The sequence below is a fragment of the Pseudomonas sp. GW821-FHT10B02 genome, assembly GCF_059415665.1.
In genome coordinates this window covers 64,426-84,239 of the sequence record NZ_JBWKNR010000012.1, presented here as the reverse complement: position 1 = coordinate 84,239, position 19,814 = coordinate 64,426, and the positions used below count along the sequence as shown (strand labels likewise).

At 62.7% G+C, this 19,814-nt stretch carries 22 protein-coding genes; 6 read left to right on the top strand and 16 right to left on the bottom strand.

Annotated elements, in window-relative coordinates; translation table 11 throughout:
- Positions 1 to 46 precede the first annotated feature (46 nt).
- The 15 genes from AC07OF_RS18475 to cbiE all read right to left on the bottom strand — a co-directional run bounded on the left by AC07OF_RS18475 (position 47) and on the right by cbiE (position 13,096).
- Positions 47 to 1,057 carry a FecCD family ABC transporter permease gene (locus AC07OF_RS18475; protein WP_038615119.1) on the bottom strand — a complete coding sequence of 337 codons (1,011 nt, stop codon included), beginning with the start codon at positions 1,055 to 1,057 and terminating at the stop codon, positions 47 to 49.
- Positions 1,054 to 2,001 carry an ABC transporter substrate-binding protein gene (locus tag AC07OF_RS18470; RefSeq protein ID WP_495073303.1) on the bottom strand — a complete coding sequence of 316 codons (948 nt, stop codon included), beginning with the start codon at positions 1,999 to 2,001 and terminating at the stop codon, positions 1,054 to 1,056. Before AC07OF_RS18470 ends, AC07OF_RS18475 begins: the two co-directional genes overlap by 4 nt.
- Positions 1,998 to 2,786: an ABC transporter ATP-binding protein gene (locus AC07OF_RS18465; RefSeq protein ID WP_157194391.1), complete on the bottom strand. Its 789-nt coding sequence runs from the start codon at positions 2,784 to 2,786 to the stop codon at positions 1,998 to 2,000. The genes AC07OF_RS18470 and AC07OF_RS18465 overlap by 4 nt, the downstream gene beginning before the upstream one ends.
- 58 nt (positions 2,787 to 2,844) lie before the next feature.
- Positions 2,845 to 4,212: a PepSY-associated TM helix domain-containing protein gene (locus tag AC07OF_RS18460; RefSeq protein WP_495073302.1), complete on the bottom strand. Its 1,368-nt coding sequence runs from the start codon at positions 4,210 to 4,212 to the stop codon at positions 2,845 to 2,847.
- A gap of 58 nt (positions 4,213 to 4,270) precedes the next feature.
- Positions 4,271 to 6,337: a TonB-dependent copper receptor gene (locus tag AC07OF_RS18455; RefSeq protein WP_157194389.1), complete on the bottom strand. Its 2,067-nt coding sequence runs from the start codon at positions 6,335 to 6,337 to the stop codon at positions 4,271 to 4,273.
- Between the two features lie 80 nt (positions 6,338 to 6,417).
- On the bottom strand, positions 6,418 to 6,852 hold the full coding sequence (locus tag AC07OF_RS18450) for a DUF2946 domain-containing protein (RefSeq protein ID WP_191830752.1): 435 nt from the start codon (positions 6,850 to 6,852) through the stop codon (positions 6,418 to 6,420).
- Between the two features lie 19 nt (positions 6,853 to 6,871).
- Positions 6,872 to 7,342 carry a copper chaperone PCu(A)C gene (locus AC07OF_RS18445; RefSeq protein ID WP_157194387.1) on the bottom strand — a complete coding sequence of 157 codons (471 nt, stop codon included), beginning with the start codon at positions 7,340 to 7,342 and terminating at the stop codon, positions 6,872 to 6,874.
- A gap of 47 nt (positions 7,343 to 7,389) precedes the next feature.
- Positions 7,390 to 7,776, bottom strand: coding sequence for a DUF2946 domain-containing protein (locus AC07OF_RS18440; RefSeq protein WP_157194386.1), 387 nt, complete (start codon positions 7,774 to 7,776; stop codon positions 7,390 to 7,392).
- Positions 7,777 to 7,895: 119 nt separating this feature from the next.
- On the bottom strand, positions 7,896 to 8,753 hold the full coding sequence (locus tag AC07OF_RS18435; protein ID WP_038615104.1) for an SPFH domain-containing protein: 858 nt from the start codon (positions 8,751 to 8,753) through the stop codon (positions 7,896 to 7,898).
- A 23-nt stretch (positions 8,754 to 8,776) separates the two neighbouring features.
- The gene (locus AC07OF_RS18430; RefSeq protein ID WP_157194385.1) at positions 8,777 to 9,214 is read right to left on the bottom strand and encodes an NfeD family protein; all 438 of its coding nucleotides are present in this window, start codon (positions 9,212 to 9,214) and stop codon (positions 8,777 to 8,779) included.
- A 152-nt stretch (positions 9,215 to 9,366) separates the two neighbouring features.
- Positions 9,367 to 9,777, bottom strand: a complete 411-nt coding sequence (vapC, locus tag AC07OF_RS18425; RefSeq protein WP_157194384.1) for a type II toxin-antitoxin system tRNA(fMet)-specific endonuclease VapC — start codon at positions 9,775 to 9,777, stop codon at positions 9,367 to 9,369.
- Positions 9,777 to 10,007, bottom strand: a complete 231-nt coding sequence (gene vapB / locus AC07OF_RS18420; protein WP_157194383.1) for a type II toxin-antitoxin system VapB family antitoxin — start codon at positions 10,005 to 10,007, stop codon at positions 9,777 to 9,779. Before vapB ends, vapC begins: the two co-directional genes overlap by 1 nt.
- A 59-nt stretch (positions 10,008 to 10,066) precedes the next feature.
- Entirely contained in the window at positions 10,067 to 10,798 is a 732-nt protein-coding gene (locus AC07OF_RS18415; protein ID WP_157194382.1) for a cobalt-precorrin-6A reductase, read from the bottom strand.
- Complete coding sequence (locus AC07OF_RS18410; protein WP_157194381.1) at positions 10,795 to 11,892, bottom strand: cobalt-precorrin-5B (C(1))-methyltransferase; 1,098 nt, start codon at positions 11,890 to 11,892, stop codon at positions 10,795 to 10,797. The genes AC07OF_RS18415 and AC07OF_RS18410 overlap by 4 nt, the downstream gene beginning before the upstream one ends.
- Positions 11,885 to 13,096: a precorrin-6y C5,15-methyltransferase (decarboxylating) subunit CbiE gene (gene cbiE, locus AC07OF_RS18405; RefSeq protein WP_495073301.1), complete on the bottom strand. Its 1,212-nt coding sequence runs from the start codon at positions 13,094 to 13,096 to the stop codon at positions 11,885 to 11,887. The genes AC07OF_RS18410 and cbiE overlap by 8 nt, the downstream gene beginning before the upstream one ends.
- Before the next feature lie 117 nt (positions 13,097 to 13,213).
- Between cbiE and cobG the strand changes: the two genes are divergently transcribed.
- The 6 genes from cobG (at position 13,214) to AC07OF_RS18375 (ending at position 19,161) form a co-directional block, all read left to right on the top strand.
- On the top strand, positions 13,214 to 14,551 hold the full coding sequence (cobG, locus tag AC07OF_RS18400; protein ID WP_332836046.1) for a precorrin-3B synthase: 1,338 nt from the start codon (positions 13,214 to 13,216) through the stop codon (positions 14,549 to 14,551).
- Entirely contained in the window at positions 14,544 to 15,170 is a 627-nt protein-coding gene (locus AC07OF_RS18395; protein ID WP_038615097.1) for a precorrin-8X methylmutase, read from the top strand. Before cobG ends, AC07OF_RS18395 begins: the two co-directional genes overlap by 8 nt.
- A complete protein-coding gene (locus tag AC07OF_RS18390) occupies positions 15,167 to 15,901 on the top strand; it encodes a precorrin-2 C(20)-methyltransferase (protein WP_174446950.1) in 735 nt (244 codons plus the stop codon). The genes AC07OF_RS18395 and AC07OF_RS18390 overlap by 4 nt, the downstream gene beginning before the upstream one ends.
- Complete coding sequence (gene cobJ / locus AC07OF_RS18385; protein ID WP_157194378.1) at positions 15,901 to 17,601, top strand: precorrin-3B C(17)-methyltransferase; 1,701 nt, start codon at positions 15,901 to 15,903, stop codon at positions 17,599 to 17,601. The genes AC07OF_RS18390 and cobJ overlap by 1 nt, the downstream gene beginning before the upstream one ends.
- Positions 17,602 to 17,708: 107 nt before the next feature.
- Positions 17,709 to 18,413 carry a hypothetical protein gene (locus AC07OF_RS18380; RefSeq protein ID WP_157194377.1) on the top strand — a complete coding sequence of 235 codons (705 nt, stop codon included), beginning with the start codon at positions 17,709 to 17,711 and terminating at the stop codon, positions 18,411 to 18,413.
- A 58-nt stretch (positions 18,414 to 18,471) separates the two neighbouring features.
- Positions 18,472 to 19,161, top strand: coding sequence for a hypothetical protein (locus AC07OF_RS18375; RefSeq protein ID WP_157194376.1), 690 nt, complete (start codon positions 18,472 to 18,474; stop codon positions 19,159 to 19,161).
- Between the two features lie 32 nt (positions 19,162 to 19,193).
- Here AC07OF_RS18375 and AC07OF_RS18370 read toward each other — a convergent pair whose 3' ends face one another.
- Positions 19,194 to 19,790 (bottom strand): MarC family protein, encoded by a 597-nt coding sequence (locus AC07OF_RS18370; protein ID WP_038615090.1) that lies wholly within the window; start codon positions 19,788 to 19,790, stop codon positions 19,194 to 19,196.
- Positions 19,791 to 19,814 lie beyond the last annotated feature (24 nt).

Sequence of the window (19,814 nt, the reverse complement as noted above, 5' to 3'; positions counted from 1 at the left end):
GCAACCGCGACAATACGTCTCAAGACCAAAGCGTGGTTGACGGTGATCAACGCTTGCGCATCAAGCCAATGAAGAACAGACCGCCGATGGCTGCGGTGGCGATACCGATGGGCAGGTCCTCCGGCGAAATCAGCGTGCGCGCGGCCACATCGACCCAGATCAGGAACAGGCTGCCGAGCAGCAGGCACACTGGCAGCAGGCGCGTGTGTTCGGCACCGACCAGGCGTCGGGCAATGTGCGGCACCATCAGGCCGACAAAGCCGATGGAACCACTGATCGCCACCAGCACCCCGGTCAGCAGCGAACAGATCAGGAACGCCACCAGGCGCACCGAGCGCGCATTCAAACCGAGGGTCACCGCCGTCTGTTCGCCAGCCATCAGCGCATTCAGCGCGCGGGCCATGCCCAGCAACAGGGTCAGCCCCAGCAGCACGCTGATGGCCGGGATCGGCAGCAGCTCCCAGCGCGCCAGGCCCAGGCCGCCGAGCATCCAGAACATCACCGCGGAGCTGGCGCGGTGGTCGCCGAGAAACAGCAACAGGTTGGCGATGGCCATCATCACAAAGGCCACCGCCACCCCGCACAGCAGCAGGCGGTCGCTGTCCAGACGGCCATGGCGGCTGGCAATCGCCAGCACCAGCAGCATGCTGCACAGGGCGCCGACAAAGGCTGCCAGCGGCAAGGTCAGCACACCGAGTACTTCACCGATATGCAGCACCACCAGCACCGCACCGAGCGTGGCGCCGGAGGTCACACCGAGCAGGTGCGGGTCGGCCAAAGGGTTGCGCGTCGTCGCCTGCAACACCGCACCGATCATCGCCAGGCCACCACCGACCAGTGCCGCGAGGAGCATGCGCGGTACGCGGATAAGCCAGACGATATGTTCCTGGCCGGTGCTCCAGGCGGGGGCTTCGGGGGCAATGCCGAAGACCTTGAACAGCAGCACCCGCCATACCACCTCGACCGGCACCGGCGCGGCGCCAAAACCCAGCGACACCACGCAGGACACCAGCAGCAGGCCAATCAGCCCGAGCAACAGCAGGCGATAGCGGCTCATGTGTCGTGCAGGCCGGCGGCGATGGCTTCGATGGCCTCGACGTTTTCCAGGCTCGGCGTGGCACCGACGTAGGGAATCACCACGAAGCGCTTGTTGCGGATTGCCGCCACCGATTGCAGGGCCGGGTGCTGTTCGAGGAATGCCTGCTTCTGCGCGGCGCTGATTTCGCCATAGTCGACGATGACAATCACTTCAGGGTTGCGCTCGACCACGCTCTCCCAGTTCACCCGCGTCCAGCTGGCCTCGATATCGTCCAGTACGTTGCGGCCACCGGCAGCGTCGATCAGCGCTTGCGGCATGCCCAGGCGCCCGGAGGTCATGGCCCGGTCTTCACCGCTGTCATACAGGAACACCCGTGGGCGCTGCGCGGGCAGTTGTTGCTGTACGACGGCGATGCGCTGTTGCATCTGGCCGATCAACTGCTCGGCGCGGTCCTGCACATCGAAGATCCGGCCCAGGTTGCGCAGGTCGTTGTAGGTGTCGTCAAGGCTGGCCGCCGGGCGCTTCATGACGAAGGCACAGGACTCGGTCAACTCATACACCGGGATGTCCAGCGGCGCCAGGGTCTGCGGGGTCAGGTCACCGCCGACGCGCATGCCGTAGTCCCAGCCGGCGAAGAAGAAGTCGACATTGGCGTTGAGCAGGGTTTCCACCGACGGGTACTTGCTGGCCAGCTCCGGCAGGCCCTCGAGTTCTTTGCGCAGCTCAGGGGTGACTGCCTTCCAGCCGCTGACACCGCTGTAGCCGACCATGCGCTGGCGCAAGCCGAGGGCAAGCATCATCTGGGTCATGTTGATGTCATGGCTCAGGGCATGCGTCGGGGCCTTGTTGAAGGTCACCTGGCGGTTGCAGCTCTGGATGGTCAACGGGTACTGGGTCGCCTGGGCGAAGGCGCTGGTGCTGGCTAAAAGGCCCAGCAGCAGAAACAGGGTGGTTCGAATCATCGCTGGGTTATCCAGGTAAGGCGTGGGTGGTCGGCGAGGGGGTGGCGGTCGATCAGTGCCTGTACCCCGAAGACCTCGTGCAGCAACTCGGTGGTGAGCACTTCGCTTGGCGTGCCGCTGGCGACGATGCGCCCGTGGTCCAGCACATACAGGCGATCACAGAAAGCGGCGGCCAGGTTCAGGTCATGGATGCTCGCCAGGGTACCGATCCCCAGGCGCCGCACCTGTTGCAACAGCTCCAGCTGATAACGCGGATCGAGGTGGTTGGTCGGCTCGTCGAGAATCAACAGCTGCGGTTGTTGAACCAGCGCGCGGGCGAGGATTACCCGCTGCTTTTCACCGCCCGACAGGCTGGCAAAACTGTGGTCGTCGAAACCCTCCAGACCGACCGCCTGCAGTGCGGATTTGACCAAACGGCGGTCTTCGTCGTTGTCGCCGTCGAACAGGCCCTTGTGCGGCGTGCGACCCATGGCGACGACTTCCTCGACGTTGAGGCCGAAGGCATCGGGAAATTCCTGCAGGACCACGGCAATCCGTTGCGCACACCAGCGCGGCGATTGTCGCCACAGGTCGTGTTGATCCAGACGCACCTGGCCACGCTCGGGCTTGTTGAAGCGATAAGCACAGCGCAGCAGGCTGGTCTTGCCACTGCCATTAGGCCCGATCAGGCCGACGAACTCTCCCGCCCTGACCTGCAGATCGACCGCGCGCAGCTGGAACTGGTGATGACAATGGCCGTGGCCCAGGGGCGACCAGTGCAGGTCGCTGATACTCAGGGTACTCATTAAGGTCCTGCGGACCTGCCCGGGCCAATGCCGGCAGATCCGTTGCGAAAACGGGCGCCTATGTTAGCGGATTTGTCCGGGCCAGCGGTTGCGCATAGCGATCCACCAGCCACACCAGCAACATCGAGCCGCCCACCAGCGGAAACGCAGCGCCGAGCAACAGCATGATCACGGTTGCAGTCTTCCAGCGCGGCAGGTCATGACGCAGTGGCGGTACGCCAAGACCACCCTCGGGACGCCGCTTCCACCACATCACCAGTCCGCTGACCGAACCGAGCAGGATCATCAGGCACACCAGCAGAATGATGATCTGATTGAGCGGGCCGAACATCTTGCCCTCATGTAGCATCACCCCAAGCTCGGTGGCGCGGGCAACGTTGTTGTAATCCTGCCAGCGCACATCCACCAGGACCTTGCCGGTGTACTGGTCGACATGCAGGGTGGCGTCGTTGCGTGGGTCGTCGGCGAATACCGCAATGGTGTATACGCCGTCGGCGCTGGTGGGCAGGGTGATGCTGTAGCCAGGTTCGACCGCGCGGGTGCTGGCCAGGTCCTGGACTTGCTGCAGGCTGACCTGCGGGGCTGCCGGTGCACTTGCCCCCATGCTGTGCCCGGCATGTTCGGCATGGGCGCCGGATTGCGGCATGGGTGTGTTTTCCATGGCCCAGGGTACGGTCTGGCGCGTTGCGCTGTTGAGCTCGCGAGCCTGTTGATCGGACTTGGGCACATCGTTCCACATCGCTGCCGGGAAGGTGTTCCAGACATCGGCGTAGTGCTTGCCCCAGAATCCGGTCCAGGTCATGCCGCTGAGCAGCATCAACAGCAGCAGGGCCGACCCCCAGAACCCGGTGACCGCGTGCAGGTCGCGCCATAGCAGGCGTCCGCGGGCATTCAGGCGTGGCCAGAGCACGCCGGCGCTACGCTTGCCGCGCGGCCACCAGAGGTACAGACCGGACACCACCAGGACGATGCCCCAGCCTGCGGCCAGCTCCACCAGACGATCGCCGACGGTGCCGATCATCAGCTCGCCATGCAGGGCACGGGCGACCGCTTGCAGGTTGCTTTTCGCGTCCTGCTCGCCCAGCACGTTGCCGTCGTAGGGGTTGATGAACACGTTCAGTTCACGACCTGTATCCTGAAGCACAAACTGCGCGCTACGATCGGCGGCCACCGCTGGCAGGTACTGGCTGACCTGGCCCTTGGGGTAAGCCTGGTGCACTTGCTGCAGCAAGCTGTCGGCGCTTTGTGTGTGGTGCCCGGCCTCGACCACCATCAAGTCGCGGTACAGCAACGGATCAAGTTGCGGTTTGAACAGATAGATGATCCCGGTGATCGCCAGCAGGATCATGAACGGGGCGACGAACAGCCCGGCATAAAAGTGCCAACGCCAGGCCAGGTTGTAAAAACTAATCGGCGGTTTGCTCATGGTGTGCTCCCATGTTGTGCAGAGAAGGCGCGATCAATGATCGCGCCCCGGTGATGGATCAGAAACTCAGGTCGACCTTGGTCCAGAGCGTGCGCCCCGGCTCATTGATGGCCTGTGGGTCGCTCGCGGGATAACCAAAGCCGGCATTACCCGCCAGGTTCAGGTGTTCGGCGTAAGCCTTGTCGAACAGGTTGTCGACCCCCGCACTGAGCTTCAGGTGCTTGCTGACCTTGTAGCTGCCATTGAGCGAAAACACGCCGAAACCCGCGCTTTTTTCATAGTCCTTGCCGACCACGTTGCCGTAGTCCTCGGCGACGCGGTTCTGCGCGGCGACAAGCCGCCACAACGCCCCGGCGCTCCAGTCGTCGCGGCTGTAGGTCAGCCCCAGACGACTCTCCAGTGGTGGCATTTGTGGCAGCGCTGTGCCATCACTGCTGTTCTTGCCCCAAGCGTAGGCCAGGGTGGCGTCGGCTTTCCAGTTGGAGGTCAACATATACGCAGCCCCGAGTTCGCCACCCATGATCCGCGCGTCGATGTTCTGCGCCTGGGAGCTGGACTTGCCCATCATGTCGGTGGGGTAGTAGAACAGGATGTAGTCGCGGATCTGCCCGACATAACCCGAGGCCCAGGCCTGCAGGTCTTCAGTCTGGTACTGGATGCCGAAGTCCAGCTGGGTGGTTTTCTCCGGTTTGATGCTGTCGAAGGCATTGACCGAACCGGCCGGCCCCGATTTGGGCGAGAACAGCTCCCAGTAGTCGGGGAAGCGCTCGGCGTGGCCGAGGCCAACGTAGGTGGTGGCAGGGATCTCGACGAGGTCATGCTCGTAGCGGACAAAACCGCTGGGCAGGGTGTCGGCGCGGGTATCGCCGTTGGTCGCGCTGGTTTCCCGGTAGTCCTTGGCCGAGGCACGGTCCAGGCGCGCGCCGGTGATCACGCGGTCCTGCTCGGCGGCATACCAGGTCAGTTCGCCGAACGCGCCGTAGTTGTGGAAGTCGGCGTCTTTGGTCCAGGGCATCTCCTTGTGCACGTCAATACCCATGCCGCCGCGCTGGCGGTGTTCGTTGGTCTGCGCATCGACGCCGGCGATCAATTGCAGCTCGCTCCAGCGCCAGGTGCCCTTGATTCGGCCGCCCATGGTGCGGCGGTCGACGTTGCTGACCATCGGCATACCCATCATCCCCGTGCCCGAGGGCGTGCGCAGGGTGTAGTTGTCCATCACGTGGTCGGCGTAGTTGTAATAAACCTGGGCTTCAAGCTTGTCCCAGACCTCGCCAATGTTGGATTTCTCAAAGCGCAGGCCGAGGCTTTCACGCTTGAACTGCGAGCCGTCCATGCCGCGCCCGGCGTAACGGGCTTCGCCGTCGCCCTTGCCGGCCGTGAGCTCCACCAGGGTGTCGGCATCGGGTGTCCAGCCCAGGGCCACATCGCCATTCCACTTGTCCCAGCGCGAAGGCACGGTGTCGCCATTGCCGTCTTCGTAGTCATCCGAGTGCGACTGGTTGCCGACAAAGCGTACGTAGCCAAGCGCGTTGCCCGCAGCGGTGTCGACGACTTTGTCGAAGCGGCCGTTGGAGCCGGCCAGCAGGCTGGCGTTGACCCGGCTGCCCAGCTCACCGAATTTCTCCGGGTCACGGTCAAAGAGGATGGTTCCGGCCGATGCGCCTGGGCCCCAGATCACGCTTTGCGGGCCTTTGATCACGGTCAGGCGGTCATAGGTTTCCGGCGAGATGTAAGAGGTGGGGGCGTCCATCCGGTTGGGGCAGGCGCCGAGCATCACGCCGCCGTTGGTGAGGATGTTCAGGCGCGAGCCGAACATGCCGCGCAGTACCGGGTCGCCATTGGTGCCGCCGGCGCGGATCGCGGAAAAGCCGGGGATGGTTTTCAGGTAGTCGGCGCCATCGCTGGCCGGCACCGGTTGGCGTGGGTCCTTGGGGTTGGTGACGATGGTCAGCGGCGAGCTGGGGGCGACGGCGGTGATTACCGTCGGGCTCAGTTCGGGGGCGTCGTGAGTGTGCTCGTCAAGCGGCTGGCTGGCGGCCAGGGCGAACGGGCTGAGCAGGGTGCCGCAGATCACGGCGAGGGTCCCGCGCAGGGACAAACGAAAGACAGCAGTACAGCCGGACATAGTGATTCCAACATCGATCAGTCATGAAGGCGCGCAAGGTCAGCGGCAAGGTGCCGGAGCCTTGAGTGCGGAACGTGTTTTCAGACGGCGATGAAGGACGGTGGCGCGCGGGTTCGGGCCCCGGGGAAAACAGTCTGCCGGGCATGGCCCTGGCGGGGCTGGACGATCAGGGTGCTGCTGGCAGGCGCCGCTTCGGTATTGAGCAGGCTCAGGGCCTGCGGCAGTGCCGGGCAGTGGAAGAACAGGCTGCAGTAGCCGCACTTCTCCCAGATCACCTGCAGCGATGGACTGCTGTTGTGATGGCTGTCGCCATGGCAATCAGCGCTGCTGTCCATGCTCATGGCCATGTTCATGCCCATGTCTTTCGACATGGCACGGTGATCCATCGGCATCGACTGGGAAACCAGTGGGCCGATAAAGATCATCAACATGGCGAACAGGCTCAGCCAGCTGCCGCGAACCTTTCTGGAGTCAGGGCGCGCGGGACGGGCGAGGCTGCTGCGGGCGATGCTCATGGCGAGCAGCGTTCAGCGATCAGTGGCTGTGTGCTTCGCCTTCGGGCGCTTGCTTCTGCACCGCGACTTCGACGGTGATGTCGCCAGCATTCTTGAAATGCAGGGTCAACGGGAAGCGCTTGCCGTCAGTCAGCAGGCTGCGGTCCTTGGGTTGCATCAGCATCACGTGGTAGGCACCGGGGGCGAATACCAGGTCTTTGCCTGGGGCCACTTCGACGCTCTGTACCTGCTGCATTTTCATCAGGCCATCTTTGTGCACATGCTCATGCAGCTGGGCATCGTCGCTGATCGGGCTGTCGACACTGAGCAGCGTATCGGCGGCAGTACCGTTGTTGTGGACGACGAAGTAGGCGGCGACGTTAGGGGCGTTGGGCGGCAGTTCCTGCGACCACGGATGGGCGATATGCAGATCACCCTTGGTGTATTCGTGGGCAGTGGCAAAGGTTGCCGGCAGCAACAGGGCGGCCAGCAGCAGGGCGTTCTTGAACATGGTGATTCTCCAGTCGATTCAGGTTCGCAGCAGTGAGCGTAGTGAAATCAGGCCAGAGGGGAGGCGCGCGGATTCAGCGCCGGCCACAGCTGACGCGGGGTCGGCTGATTGGCGGCGAGCAGGATCCTGGGAGGTGCAAAGTCCTGGACAGGCAGCAGCAAGCGTGGCGGATGCCCTGGTAGTGCCAACAGTGGCGCAGCCCCGGAACAGCACCAGCAATGCTGCATGGTCGAGTGGTCATCGTTCTGTTGGCTGCCGTCCGGCGAGCCTAGAGAAATGGCGATCAGCTTGGTGCCGCCAGTGGAGCAGAACGCGCCCCAGAGCAATTGTTCGCTCTGGCTTTTTGGCGCGGCAGCGGACAACGGCATGGCCAGCAGATTGAACAGCACTGCAAAGCAGGCGATCCAGGCATGGGCAAGCCGATGTGATGGCATGGAGAGATCCGGTCAGGAATCGAATGGTGGCTATTTAGCCAGAGTTGAAAGTATATGTAAAAAAGCCGGGCATGCGATGAAGTGTCGCACGGGCCCGGCTTTTAGAGGGTAGCTGAGGGTCAAACAGCCTTGTTGCGGCCCATCAAGCCACGCACGGTTTCCTGCAGGTCGGCCGGGAGCACCACGACTTTGGCGTTGTCGCTGCCGGCCAGGTTTTCCATCGCACCGATGTAGCGCTCGCCCAGCAAGTACATCGCCGGGGTGATCTCGCTGCCAACCGCGTCCCTGACCAGGGTGATCGAGCGGGCCGAGGCTTCGGCCAGGTTGATCTGCGCTTCGGCATCGAGCTTGGCCGATTGCAGGCGGGCTTCAGCTTCGAGAATGGCGGCCTGCTTGGCACCTTCGGCACGGGTGACGTCGGCTTTACGTTCACGCTCGGCAGCGGCCTGGCGTTCCATGGCCGACTGCATGTTTTCCGAGGGTTTGATGTCCTGGATCTCGACCGAACGGACGGTCACACCCCAGTCTTCGGTCTGCTCCGACATCGCTTCGCGCAGGCGCGCCTTGATCTGTTCGCGGCTGGAGAGTGCTTCGTCCAGATCCATCGCACCGACAATGGCACGCAGCGAGGTCATGGTCAGGCTGGTGACGGCATAGGTGAAATCCTGCACCCCGTAGGCGGCTTTCTGCGGATCGACGACCTTGGCGAAGCACAGTGCGTTGGCGACGATGACGGCGTTGTCGCGGGTGATGATTTCCTGTTGCTGCACGTCGAGGATGATGTCCTTGGTCGGCAGGCGGTAGGCGACCACGTCCATGTAGGGAATGACGATGTTCAGGCCGGGCTTGAGGGTGGCGTGGTAGCGACCCAGGCGCTCGACGATCCACTCCTCGCCCTGAGGCACGATGCGCACCCCTTTGAACAAAGTGATGATGACGAACGCGGCGATAGTAGCGGCGACGATAAGGCTGGTCATGAATCAAGCTTTCCTTTTGCTGATCAGGCCCGGGTAACCCGGGCAGTATTGCCTTCGATGGCAGTGATACGTACGCGCTCGCCCGACGGGATCTCGGCATCGGCGACGCAGATCCATTCCTCGTTGCCGAGGATAGGCTTCTGGAAGCGCACACGACCCTTGGTGAACTCGGAGACCGTGGCGGTGAGCAGGCCGACTTCGCCGATCACGTTGTCGGCGGTCCAGCGGGTGTCCGGCTTCTTCTTGCGAAACACCTTGAACCACAGCAGCGTGGTGATGGACGAGAGCGCTACCCAGAGCAGCACCTGCATGTCGAGCTGCAGGCTCGGGGCCAGGTAGGCGATGAGCGACACCAGCACAGCGCCGATGCCGAACCAGAGAATGAAGAAGGTCGGCAGCACGAGTTCGAGCACAACCAGGCCGAAACCGAACACCAGCCAGATCCACCATTGCATTTCCATATGGGCGAATTCTTCCAGGGGGAGGGCGTAGTGTAAGGCAGGGGAGTGATGGTGGGCTATCGGATGAATCTGAAGCAGCAATAGGCTTGGTCGTAGGAATGCCCTGAGGAGCGATGCAGGGCCTGTGGGCGCGGGCTTGTCCTGCGGCCTCGCTAATTAACCGGGGTCAACCAGTCTTCCACACGCAACCCCGGAACCCGCTGAAACTCGCGCAGATTATTGCTCACCAGCACAAGCCCGAGAGAACGTGCGTGCCCGGCGATCATCTGGTCATAGGGGCCGACCGGTGTGCCGGCTCTGGCCAGTTCTGCGCGCAGCTGGCCGCTGTGAGCTGCGGCATGACTATCGTAATTGAGGACTTCGAGGCGTGCGGCAAACCCTTCGATCACGGACAGATTGCGTTCAGGCACAGCTGACTTCTCTGCCCCGTAGATCAACTCCATCAATGTGATGGTGCTGATGCACAGTTGGCCGTGATGACGATTGAACGCTTCACGTATCTCCTCAGGCTTGTTCTTGAGGGTGAAGATGCAGATGTTGGTGTCGAGCATGAACTTGAGCATCAGAACCCTTCGCGTTCCTGATCAGCTGGCTGCTCTCGCGAGGCCATGAAATCCGGACTGACGCACTCACCCTCGAACCAGTTGTCCCACGCCTCACCCGCAGGAGAGATGATTCGGGTGCGACCGATGGCGACAACATCCACACGTGTGATGTCTTCAGGTAAGGCGACGGATTTAGGCAAGCGGATGGCCTGGCTGCGGTTGCTTTTGAAGACGGCACCTTGATCCATGGAGGGCCTCCTTGGAAAGTCTGAATGTATGTCCGAGTTTATGCTGAGTCAGGTATATGTCAACGGGATATACATTGCTGTTTGAGTGCAGCGATCATCTCACCAACACCAAATAACTCCCGATCCACCACCGGCAACTCAGGTCGCTTCAAAACCAGCACCGGCAAACCACGCTCCCGCGCAACTTCGAGTTTGGGCTCCGTAGCACCGCTGCCACTGTTCTTGCTGATCAGCACATCAATCTGCCGACGCTCGAACAACGCACGTTCGTCTTCGAGGTGAAACGGTCCGCGTGCGCCGATCACTTCGCAGCGCTCATTACCCGGACAGGCTTCCAGAGCACGCAAGGTCCAGAACTGCTGCTCCGGGATTTCGTCGAGATGTTGCAAGGGCTCGCGGCCAAGGGTGAACAGTGGACGCCGGAACGGTCGCAGCGCTTTGATCAACTCAGTCCAGTCAGCCACTTCGCGCCAGTCATCTCCGGCTTGCGCCTGCCAGGCCGGCCGTCGCAGGGCCCAGCAGGGGATGCCGGTTAGCTGTGCGGCGCGGGCTGCGTTGGCGCTGATCTGCGCAGCATAGGGATGGGTGGCGTCGATCAACAGGCCGATGTTTTCCGCGAGCAGATAAGCGGCCAAGCCCTCGGCCCCACCAAAACCGCCAACCCGCACCTGACAATTCAAGTCACTGGGTACCCGGCCAATCCCAGCCAGGCTGTAGACATGCTCCGGGCCCAGGGTACGGGCAATGGCCAATGCCTCGGTGACGCCACCAAGTAGCAGAATCCGTTTCATGCAAAGGCTCCCGCATGGCCGACGATGCCGCCTTGCCGATCAATGGCAAACACTTCTACCTGCACCTGGGCAGGCACTACGCTGCGGGCAAAGGCCAGGGCGTGGGCGCACACCGCATCACCCAGGGCGATACCCGCAGCGCTGGCCATGGCCAGGGCCTGCTGGCTGGTGTTGGCCTGGCGAATCGCCGCTTGCAAGTCACTGTCGGCACCTATGGCTGCGGCCCACTCGGCCAGTTGCGGCAAGTCGATGCTGGAGTGGCGGCTGTGCAGGTCCATGTGCCCGGCGGCGAGTTTGCTGATCTTGCCGAAGCCGCCGCACAGACTGAGTTTATCCACAGGCACTTTACGCAGGTGTTTGAGTACTGCGCCGACGAAGTCGCCCATTTCGATCAGGGCGATTTCCGGCAGGTTGTAGACCCGGCGCATGGTGTCTTCGCTGGCGTTGCCGGTGCAGGCGGCGATGTGCAGGTAGCCATTGGTTTTCGCCACATCGATACCTTGGTGGATCGAGGCGATATAGGCCGAACAGGAGAACGGCCGAACGATGCCACTGGTGCCAAGAATCGACAGGCCACCCAGAATGCCCAGGCGCGGGTTCATGGTTTTCAGCGCCAGGCTTTCGCCGTCCTGCACATTTACCGTGACTTCAAAACCGCCGTTGTACGCACACGCTTCGGCAAGCTGCTGCAGGTGTTCGGTCATCATCCGCCGTGGCACCGGGTTGATTGCCGGTTCGCCCACCGCCAGGACCAGACCGGGACGGGTCACGGTACCCACGCCTGTGCCGGCGACAAAGCGCACGCCGGGTTCAGCCTGCAGGCGCACGCGACTGTAGAGCAGGGCACCATGGGTGACATCCGGGTCGTCACCGGCATCCTTGAGGGTGCCGGCTTCGGCACCGTCCGCATGCAGGCGACAGAACTCCAGGCGCATCTGCACCTGCTTGCCCTTGGGCAAGGTGATCTGCACGGCGTCGCTCTGGGCACCGGTCAGCAGCAGGCGTGCTGCGGCAAGACTGGTGGCAGTGGCGCAGCTGCCGGTGGTCAGGCCGCTGCGCAGGGGCGCGGGTTGTTCCTGGGTCTCGTCACGCATCAACGGGCTTGATCGCTTCTAGCAGGATGATCGGCAAGGCTTGGCGCCAGGTGTCGAACTCGCCCAAGGGTTGTGCCTGGGCGATATGGATGCGGGTCAGTTCGCCGCCATGTTGTTCACGCCAGTTGACCAGGGTCAGCTCGCTTTGCAGGGTCACTGCATTGGCCACCAGGCGGCCACCCGGGCGCAGTTGCGCCCAGCAATGTTGCAGCACGCCTTCACGGGTGACGCCGCCACCGATGAAGATCGCATCCGGGCGTTCCAGCCCCTCCAGCGCCTGCGGAGCACGGCCACGGATCAATTGCAGGCCAGGGACGCCAAGGGCATCGCGGTTGTGCTCGATCAGTTGTTGGCGACCCTCATCGGACTCAATCGCCAGTGCCCGGCAACTGGGATGGGCGCGCATCCACTCGATGCCGATCGAGCCGCTGCCAGCGCCGACATCCCACAGCAACTCACCCGGTTGTGGCGCCAGGCGGGCGAGGGTGATGGCGCGTACGTCACGTTTGGTCAGTTGACCGTCGTGCTCGAAGGCGGCGTCAGGCAGTCCTGCCAGGGGCGACAGGCGCGGTGCATCGGGCGCGGCCAGGCATTCGATGGCAACCAGGTTCAAGTCGGCGATGTCGCTGTGCGGCCAGTGTCCGGCAGTGCCTTCGAGACAGCGTTCGGCGCTGCCGCCAAGGTGCTCGAAGACCTGTATACGGCTCGGCCCGAAGCCGCGCTCACGCAGCAACGCGGCAATTGCCGCCGGGCTGCTGCCATCGTTGCTCAGCACCAACAGGCGCACACCGCTGTACAGATGGGCATTGAGGGCACTGAGTGGCCGGGCCACCACCGACAGTGTCGTCACCTCCTGCAATGGCCAGCCCAGACGCGCGGCAGCCAGGGCGCAAGAGGAGGGCATCGGCAACACGTTCATCTCATCGGCGTCGAGCTGGCGGGCGAGGCTGGCGCCCACCCCGAAGAACATCGGGTCACCGCTGGCCAGCACGCACACCGGTTTGCCGCGCAGGGCCAGCACTGGCGCCAGGGAGAAGGGACTGGGCCACAACAGGCGTTCGCCGCGGATGCAGCGCGGCAGCAAATCCAGCTGGCGCTGGCCGCCAAACACCCGTGAAGCAGCCAACAGTGCACGCCGGGCATTCTTGCCCAGGCCACTGAAGCCGTCTTCACCGATACCTACTACAGTCAGCCACGGCGACATGCGTTTTCCTCAATACCCAGCAATCCGACCGGCAGGCTTTTCATGCCTTCGGACAAAGCAGGCATAATACCGCGCCTTCTACACTGAAGTGCCTTTTCACGATTGTCGGGTGACCTTTTGAACCAGCCTGTATCGGCCCACCAGCCCCACGCTTCGTTGCGCCCCTCGGCCTGTCCGGGGTTGCTGCGCATCGTCCAGGCCAAAGACGGTGGGATCTGCCGGATCAAGCTGGCCGGCGGTGCGCTCACGGCAGACCAGGCTGACGCGGTCGCTAGCGCTGCCGAACGGTTTTCCACTGGCGAGATTGAGGCCACCAACCGCGGCAACCTGCAGATCCGCGGCATCGGCAACGAACAGGCCGGGCTGATCGAACTGTTGTTGGCTGCCGGCCTGGGCCCGCGCGATGCTGCGGGGGACGATGTCCGTAACCTGATGCTCAGTCCGGTAGCCGGAGTCGATCCGCAGATGCTGTTCGACACCCGTCCTTTGGCGGCGCAGCTGCTGCAGGCGCTGGAAACCACTGCGCGCTTTCATCAGCTTTCAGCCAAGTTCGCCGTGCAGCTGGATGGCGGCGAAGCGTTGGCGATGCTCGAACACCCCCATGATCTGTGGCTCAGCGCCCTGCAACTGGACGGTGCTCTATGGCTGGCGTTTGGCCTGGCAGGTTGCCCGGCACAGGATTCACCCCTGGGTGCTGTGCCCCTGGCTCAGGGGCATGCGCTGGTGCTGGCGGTGCTCCATCGCTTTCTCGACCTGGCCACACCAGAGCAAGCGCGGATGCGTCAGTTGCTGGTCGAGCATTCGCCGGACGATTTTGTCGCGGGGCTCGGTTTGTCGATCCGTCGCGACCCGGCTGTTTTGCAGTGGCGCCGTCCGGCAACGGCTGGCAGCCGCTATCTGGGGATTTATCCACAGCACCAAGCTGACCTGAGCGCGGTCGGCGGTGCTGCACCGTTGGGCCGTCTGACCCCGTCGATGCTGCGCGGCGCTGCGCAACTGGCGCGTGAACGGGGTGACGGCAGTCTGCGCATGACGCCTTGGCAGAGCCTGTTGCTGCCCAATATCCCACACCGCCACGTGGACGCCGTTCAGACCGGACTGGTCCAACTCGGCCTGCTGTGCTCGGCAGATGAACAGCTGGCTCGTCTGGTTGCCTGCACCGGTTCTGCCGGTTGCGCCAAGGCCCAGGCCGAGACCAAGGGCGATGCCCGGCTGCTGGCCACATTGCTCACCAACGGCGCCCCGGCCAGCGTGCACCTGAGCGGCTGTCCACGTTCCTGTGCCATGGCCCACGTCGCTCCGGCCACCTTGCTGGCGCAAGGCCCGGGCCACTACGACTTGTATCTGCGTGACGCAGCCCAGCCGGGTTTCGGCAGCCTGCGCGCACGCAACCTCACACTGAAAGAAGCCGGCGCACTGCTAGACGCCTGCCCACGGAGCACCCTTGATGATTGATTACATCCGCGATGGTCAGGAGATCTATCGCAATTCCTTCGCGATCATTCGGGAGGAAGCGCGGCTCGATCGTATTCCTGCCGATCTGGAAAAACTCGCGGTTCGGGTGATCCATGCGTGCGGCATGGTCGATGCCATTGATGGCCTGCAGTTTTCGCCAGGCGCCGGCAAGGCCGGGCGTGATGCCCTGGCCGCCGGCGCACCGATCCTCTGCGATGCACGGATGGTCTCCGAAGGCATCACCCGCGCTCGTCTGCCAGCCAACAACCCGGTGATCTGTACGTTGCGTGACGAACAGGTGCCGGATCTGGCCCGTGAGCTGGGCAATACCCGCTCGGCGGTGGCCCTGGAACTCTGGCGCCCGCACCTTGAAGGCAGCGTGGTGGTCATTGGCAACGCGCCGACCGCGTTGTTCTACCTGCTGGAAATGCTCGATGCCGGTGCACCGAAACCGGCGTTGATTCTCGGCTTCCCGGTAGGCTTTGTCGGGGCTGCCGAATCCAAGGCGATGCTCGCTGCCGACAGCCGTGGCGTGCCTTTTGTGATCATGCAGGGCCGTCTGGGCGGCAGCGCCATGGCGGCGGCTGCGGTCAATGCCCTGGCCACGGAGGTCGAATGATGCAGGCTCGTGGACGTTTGCTTGGCCTGGGCGTGGGCCCTGGCGATCCGGAACTGATTACCCTCAAGGCCTTGCGCCTGCTGCGCGAATCGCCAGTGGTGGCCTACTTCGTCGCCAAGGGCAAGCGTGGCAACGCCTTTGGCATCATCGAAGGTCACTTGCAGGAGGCCCAGACGCTGCTGCCGCTGGTGTATCCGGTGACCACCGAAGCGCTGCCCGCACCGTTGTCGTACGAACAGGTGATCAGCGATTTTTATGATGAGGCCGCGCTGGAAGTGGCTGCCCATCTGGACGCCGGGCGCGATGTCGCGGTGATCTGCGAAGGTGATCCGTTCTTCTATGGCTCCTACATGTACCTGCATGACCGGCTTGCCGAACGCTACGATGCCGAGGTGATTCCGGGGGTCTGCTCGATGCTTGGCGGTGCTTCGGTATTGGGTGCGCCGCTGGTCTATCGCAACCAGAGTCTGTCGGTGCTGTCCGGTGTGTTGCCGCACGATGAGCTCAAACGTCGACTGGCCGATGCCGATGCCGCAGTGATCATGAAGCTTGGGCGCAACTTCCCCAAGGTCCGTGAAGTACTGGCTGAACTCGGTCTGGCCGAGCGTGCTCTGTACGTGGAGCGGGCAACCATGGCCAACCAGAAGATCGTTGCCCTGGATGAGGTCGATCCGCAGTCGTCGCCGTATTTCTCGCTGATCATCGTTCCGGGCGAAAGGTGGCAGGGGTGATGACGCGCAAAGCACCGGCGATTGTCATTCTCGGCACCGGCAGCCTCGCCACTGCCCGCAAGATCCAGCAGCTGTATCCGGACGCGCTGATCCATGGCCTGCAGGGCCGGGTCGAAGACGTCGATCGCAGCTATCAGGAGTTCGGTGCCACTGTGCGTCAGCTCTATCTACAGGACACACCGATCATCGCCTTGTGCGCGGCCGGTATCGTTATCCGCACCCTGGCCAGCCTGCTGCTGGAGAAGGGCGTCGAGCCACCGGTACTGGCTGTGGCCGAGGATGGCAGTGCAGTGGTGCCGCTGCTCGGTGGTCTCGCCGGGGTCAACCTCATGGCCCGGGAAATAGCCGCGGGCCTGGGTGTTGCAGCGGCAATCACCACCAGTGGCGAACTGCGTTTTGGCACCTGCCTGCTCAACCCGCCCAGTGGCTATGCCCTGGCCGACCTGGAGCTGGGCAAGCGTTTTGTCAGCGACCTGTTGGCTGGCGAATCGGTGCGTATCGACGGGGAGGCGCCCTGGCTCGCCGATGCCCAGTTGCCGCAGAGCGATCAGGCGCAACTGGCCATTCATGTTGGCTGCGACGCGCGGGAAGTTTCGGCCCATGAGCTGGTGATCTATCCGCGTTGCGTGATGCTGGCGGTCACGGCTGTCGTGCCGGAACTGGCCACTGTGGTACGTGATGCATTGCGTAGTGCACGCATCGCCGAGCCCGCCTTGGCTTGTCTGTTGGTGAGCGATTCGCTGATGGCTGATCCGGACCTGCATGCGGCAGCGGCCGAGCTGGGTGTTGCGCTGCGTTTCGCACCGGCTGCCGAAAGCGCCAGTGCCCTGGCGGCACAGGCGTTGCCGCAGTTGCTGCCACCGCAGCCGGTGAACGAAGGTCTGGCAATTCTGGTTTCGAGCCAGCCCATTGACCCGTTGCAGATTGGTCGCGCCCGCGGTCGTCTGGCGGTGATCGGTCTCGGCCCAGGCGCCGCCGAGCTCATGGTGCCCGCAGTCAAGGCCGAGCTGGCCCGGGCCAACGATATCCTCGGTTATGAAACCTATGTGCGCATGGCTGGCCCGTTTCGGGCAGACCAGGTCATGCACTGCACCGACAACCGCGAAGAAATGCAGCGCGCCCGGCATGCCTTCGAGCTGGCCGCCCAAGGGCGCTCGGTGGTGGTGGTGTCCTCTGGCGACCCGGGTGTATTTGCGATGGCCGCTGCGGTGCTTGAGGCGTTGCACGAGTCCACTGATCCGCACTGGCATGCGGTTGACCTCGAGGTGCTGCCCGGCGTTTCCGCGTCGCTGGCCACTGCCGCCCAGGCCGGCGCGCCGCTGGGGCATGACTTCTGTGTGCTGTCGCTATCGGACAACCTCAAACCCTGGTCGATTATCGAGAAGCGCCTGGACCTCGCCTGTCAGGCCGATCTGGCGTTGGCGTTCTACAACCCGATCTCGCGCTCACGGCCCTGGCAGTTGGGGCGGGCACTGGAGATCGTGCGCCAGCACCGCCTTGGAACAACGCCTGTAGTCCTTGGCCGTGATGTGGGGCGGCCGGGGCAGACGCTGCGTGTCCTTCAGTTGCAAGCGCTGGTGCCTGAGGATGTGGACATGCGCACCATGGTGCTGATCGGCTCCTCTACTACCGTTGCCTTCGATCGTCCGGGGCAGCAGCCGTGGGTTTATACGCCCCGGTGGTACGGTCACAAACCCTGACTCCCCAGAGGGCATGTTTCACTGTGCCCATTGTGTCTCTGACGGATCAATGTGATGGGGTGGCTTGTCAGCAAGCCATCCCCATCAATGATCAAGGAAGAGCACTCATGAGTGAAATTCAAAGCGCTGGCAACAATGTCCAGTTGAACAACGGCGACCTTCTGGTGTTCGTGGGTTTGTCCAAGGAAAACAGCGACGCACTCAAGTACAGCCATCTGTTCAGTACCCTCGCCGCTTCGGCGCAGTATTTTCCGACAACCGAAGGCCAGCAATGGTTTCAGACCTACCTGCAGACCATGCAATCCTGCGGTTGGCTGCCAATCAAGTATTCGTACACCAAGGAAGTCGCAAGTTCTCAGAACCTGTCGGTCAAGAACCTGTTGGTCAAGGCCGTGCAGGCTGGCCTGGGTTACGCTACCGGAGGCGCCACGACTGTCGCCACACTGGTGAACGTTGCCCGCGACGCGGTTGACACTTTGGCGAAAAGCCCTGAGGCCACCACGCTGTTTGAACGTACCAGTGCCGAGAAAGAAGGCACAGCGCTGAGCATGGCGGTGTGTACCCAGGACGCCAATGGTGAGGTGATGCTGAGCGTCGGCTGTATGCAGAGCACTGAGTCGCCTCCGGGCAAAACCAATGTGTTGGTCTTCGAATGGAGCTCCAGCCATTCAGATACCTATACCGGCGCTGCCGCCTTGTCCTTCCACCGCGGTCTGTATGACCAGGTCAAAGACACGCTGATTGAGCGTGTAGGCGATAAAAGCAAAAAGGACGTGCTCACCCTGTCAATCGAGCCGAAAAAACGTTCGTGATGACGGGCACCGGCGACTGCGGTCGCCGGTGCTTCTGTTTGGTACAGGGAGGTATGAAATGCATACGCAAGCATTTTCTTTAGTGCTGTCCGGCAACTGTCTGTTGCTGCTGTCCACTGATCTTGATGAGCGTGAGCGCCACGATGCCATCGACTCTCAATTGTTTGCCTGGCTTAACGCTTCAGCCGAATTTCTGTTGCTGGGTGAAAACAAGCAGTGGCACGGCACCTATATGGACAGGCATACCGGGCTGGGCTGGGTTATCAGTGCCTCTGCCGAGAAGACCAAGGTAGTGAAGGCGCCCGTGCCCGGCACGCCTCTGGCGATTGCCGGGCAGGAGTTGAGCGCGTTGTTGCCCGCCCAGATGCTGGCTGCCTTGAACGACGCACTGGCGAAGGTGCAAGCGTTGCCTGCTATGCATCCCGTCTTGCAGGTGTTGAGCACAGAAGCGCTGGAGCGGGTACAGGATCCATGCGTCAAGCCGGTCACTCGTCTTGCCTTTGAGCTGCGGGTGGTACTGCCAGGCTTGCGGGTGGTGGCGAGCAGCCTGTTCCTGGAAACCAACCAGTCCATGGATGAGCAATGGTTAACACAGGAATTGCAGGCTGAAGAAATTAACCATCAGGTGACCAGAAGCTTTGTTGGCGAACTGTTCCCCGGTGTTTTTTCAGGGGTCAGAGCGCTGCTGGAAAAGCGCTTGGAGCTGCTTCGATCTCAATATGTCATGCCGCTCGGTGCCAGGGGATAGGCTATGAATGAGCCATTAGCAGCGGGTGTGTCTTATAAGGCCAGGTAACCCTTGATCCCGCTGAAGATGATCTGCGCCGCCAGTGCACAGACGAACAGCCCCATCAACCGGCTGACGATCTGCAAACCCTGATCGCCGAGAAGCCGTTCGATCCGGTGCGAAAGGTACAGCACCAGGCCGACGGTGAAGCTGGCCAGGGCAATACTGATAATGGCCAGTAACTTGTCGTCCCACTCAGGCTGGCCGACACCCATGACCAGCAGGGCGCCGATAGTACCGGGGCCGACGGTCAGGGGAATGGTCAGTGGGACGATGGTGACGTCCTGCTGAACGTTATCAGTCTGTACGGCGGACTTACCCTGAGCCATGGCTAGCGCAGAGATGAACAGCACGCTGCCGGCACCGATGCGGAAGGCATCGGGGGTGATGCCGAACACCCCGAAGATTTGTCTGCCGAACAGATACAGCACCACGCTGGCGATCAACGCTGCGAATGCCACCCGCCAGGCCAGTTGTTTGCGCTCCTTGCTGGAGTAGCCGCGTGTCAGGCTGATAAAGCAGGAGAGCACAAAGAACGGGCTGTAGAGCACGAGCATTTTCAGGTAGACGCTGAACAACTCATGGAGCATGGTCTGAGCTCGCGATGGACAGGG

What these genes read in the sequence shown, in the direction of transcription:
- AC07OF_RS18470 (WP_495073303.1), bottom strand. Translation starts at nt 2,001, where the DNA reads ATGATTCGAACCACCCTGTTTCTGCTGCTGGGCCTTTTAGCCAGCACC.
- AC07OF_RS18435 (WP_038615104.1), bottom strand. Translation starts at nt 8,753, where the DNA reads ATGACCAGCCTTATCGTCGCCGCTACTATCGCCGCGTTCGTCATCATC.
- AC07OF_RS18410 (WP_157194381.1), bottom strand. Translation starts at nt 11,892, where the DNA reads ATGCGTGACGAGACCCAGGAACAACCCGCGCCCCTGCGCAGCGGCCTG.
- AC07OF_RS18440 (WP_157194386.1), bottom strand. Translation starts at nt 7,776, where the DNA reads ATGCCATCACATCGGCTTGCCCATGCCTGGATCGCCTGCTTTGCAGTG.
- AC07OF_RS18475 (WP_038615119.1), bottom strand. Translation starts at nt 1,057, where the DNA reads ATGAGCCGCTATCGCCTGCTGTTGCTCGGGCTGATTGGCCTGCTGCTG.
- AC07OF_RS18445 (WP_157194387.1), bottom strand. Translation starts at nt 7,342, where the DNA reads ATGTTCAAGAACGCCCTGCTGCTGGCCGCCCTGTTGCTGCCGGCAACC.
- AC07OF_RS18465 (WP_157194391.1), bottom strand. Translation starts at nt 2,786, where the DNA reads ATGAGTACCCTGAGTATCAGCGACCTGCACTGGTCGCCCCTGGGCCAC.
- AC07OF_RS18455 (WP_157194389.1), bottom strand. Translation starts at nt 6,337, where the DNA reads ATGTCCGGCTGTACTGCTGTCTTTCGTTTGTCCCTGCGCGGGACCCTC.
- AC07OF_RS18375 (WP_157194376.1), top strand. Translation starts at nt 18,472, where the DNA reads ATGCATACGCAAGCATTTTCTTTAGTGCTGTCCGGCAACTGTCTGTTG.
- cobJ (WP_157194378.1), top strand. Translation starts at nt 15,901, where the DNA reads ATGACGCGCAAAGCACCGGCGATTGTCATTCTCGGCACCGGCAGCCTC.
- AC07OF_RS18430 (WP_157194385.1), bottom strand. Translation starts at nt 9,214, where the DNA reads ATGGAAATGCAATGGTGGATCTGGCTGGTGTTCGGTTTCGGCCTGGTT.
- vapC (WP_157194384.1), bottom strand. Translation starts at nt 9,777, where the DNA reads ATGCTCAAGTTCATGCTCGACACCAACATCTGCATCTTCACCCTCAAG.
- AC07OF_RS18450 (WP_191830752.1), bottom strand. Translation starts at nt 6,852, where the DNA reads ATGAGCATCGCCCGCAGCAGCCTCGCCCGTCCCGCGCGCCCTGACTCC.
- AC07OF_RS18415 (WP_157194382.1), bottom strand. Translation starts at nt 10,798, where the DNA reads ATGAAACGGATTCTGCTACTTGGTGGCGTCACCGAGGCATTGGCCATT.
- AC07OF_RS18390 (WP_174446950.1), top strand. Translation starts at nt 15,167, where the DNA reads ATGATGCAGGCTCGTGGACGTTTGCTTGGCCTGGGCGTGGGCCCTGGC.
- AC07OF_RS18460 (WP_495073302.1), bottom strand. Translation starts at nt 4,212, where the DNA reads ATGAGCAAACCGCCGATTAGTTTTTACAACCTGGCCTGGCGTTGGCAC.
- cbiE (WP_495073301.1), bottom strand. Translation starts at nt 13,096, where the DNA reads ATGTCGCCGTGGCTGACTGTAGTAGGTATCGGTGAAGACGGCTTCAGT.
- AC07OF_RS18370 (WP_038615090.1), bottom strand. Translation starts at nt 19,790, where the DNA reads ATGCTCCATGAGTTGTTCAGCGTCTACCTGAAAATGCTCGTGCTCTAC.
- AC07OF_RS18380 (WP_157194377.1), top strand. Translation starts at nt 17,709, where the DNA reads ATGAGTGAAATTCAAAGCGCTGGCAACAATGTCCAGTTGAACAACGGC.
- AC07OF_RS18395 (WP_038615097.1), top strand. Translation starts at nt 14,544, where the DNA reads ATGATTGATTACATCCGCGATGGTCAGGAGATCTATCGCAATTCCTTC.
- vapB (WP_157194383.1), bottom strand. Translation starts at nt 10,007, where the DNA reads ATGGATCAAGGTGCCGTCTTCAAAAGCAACCGCAGCCAGGCCATCCGC.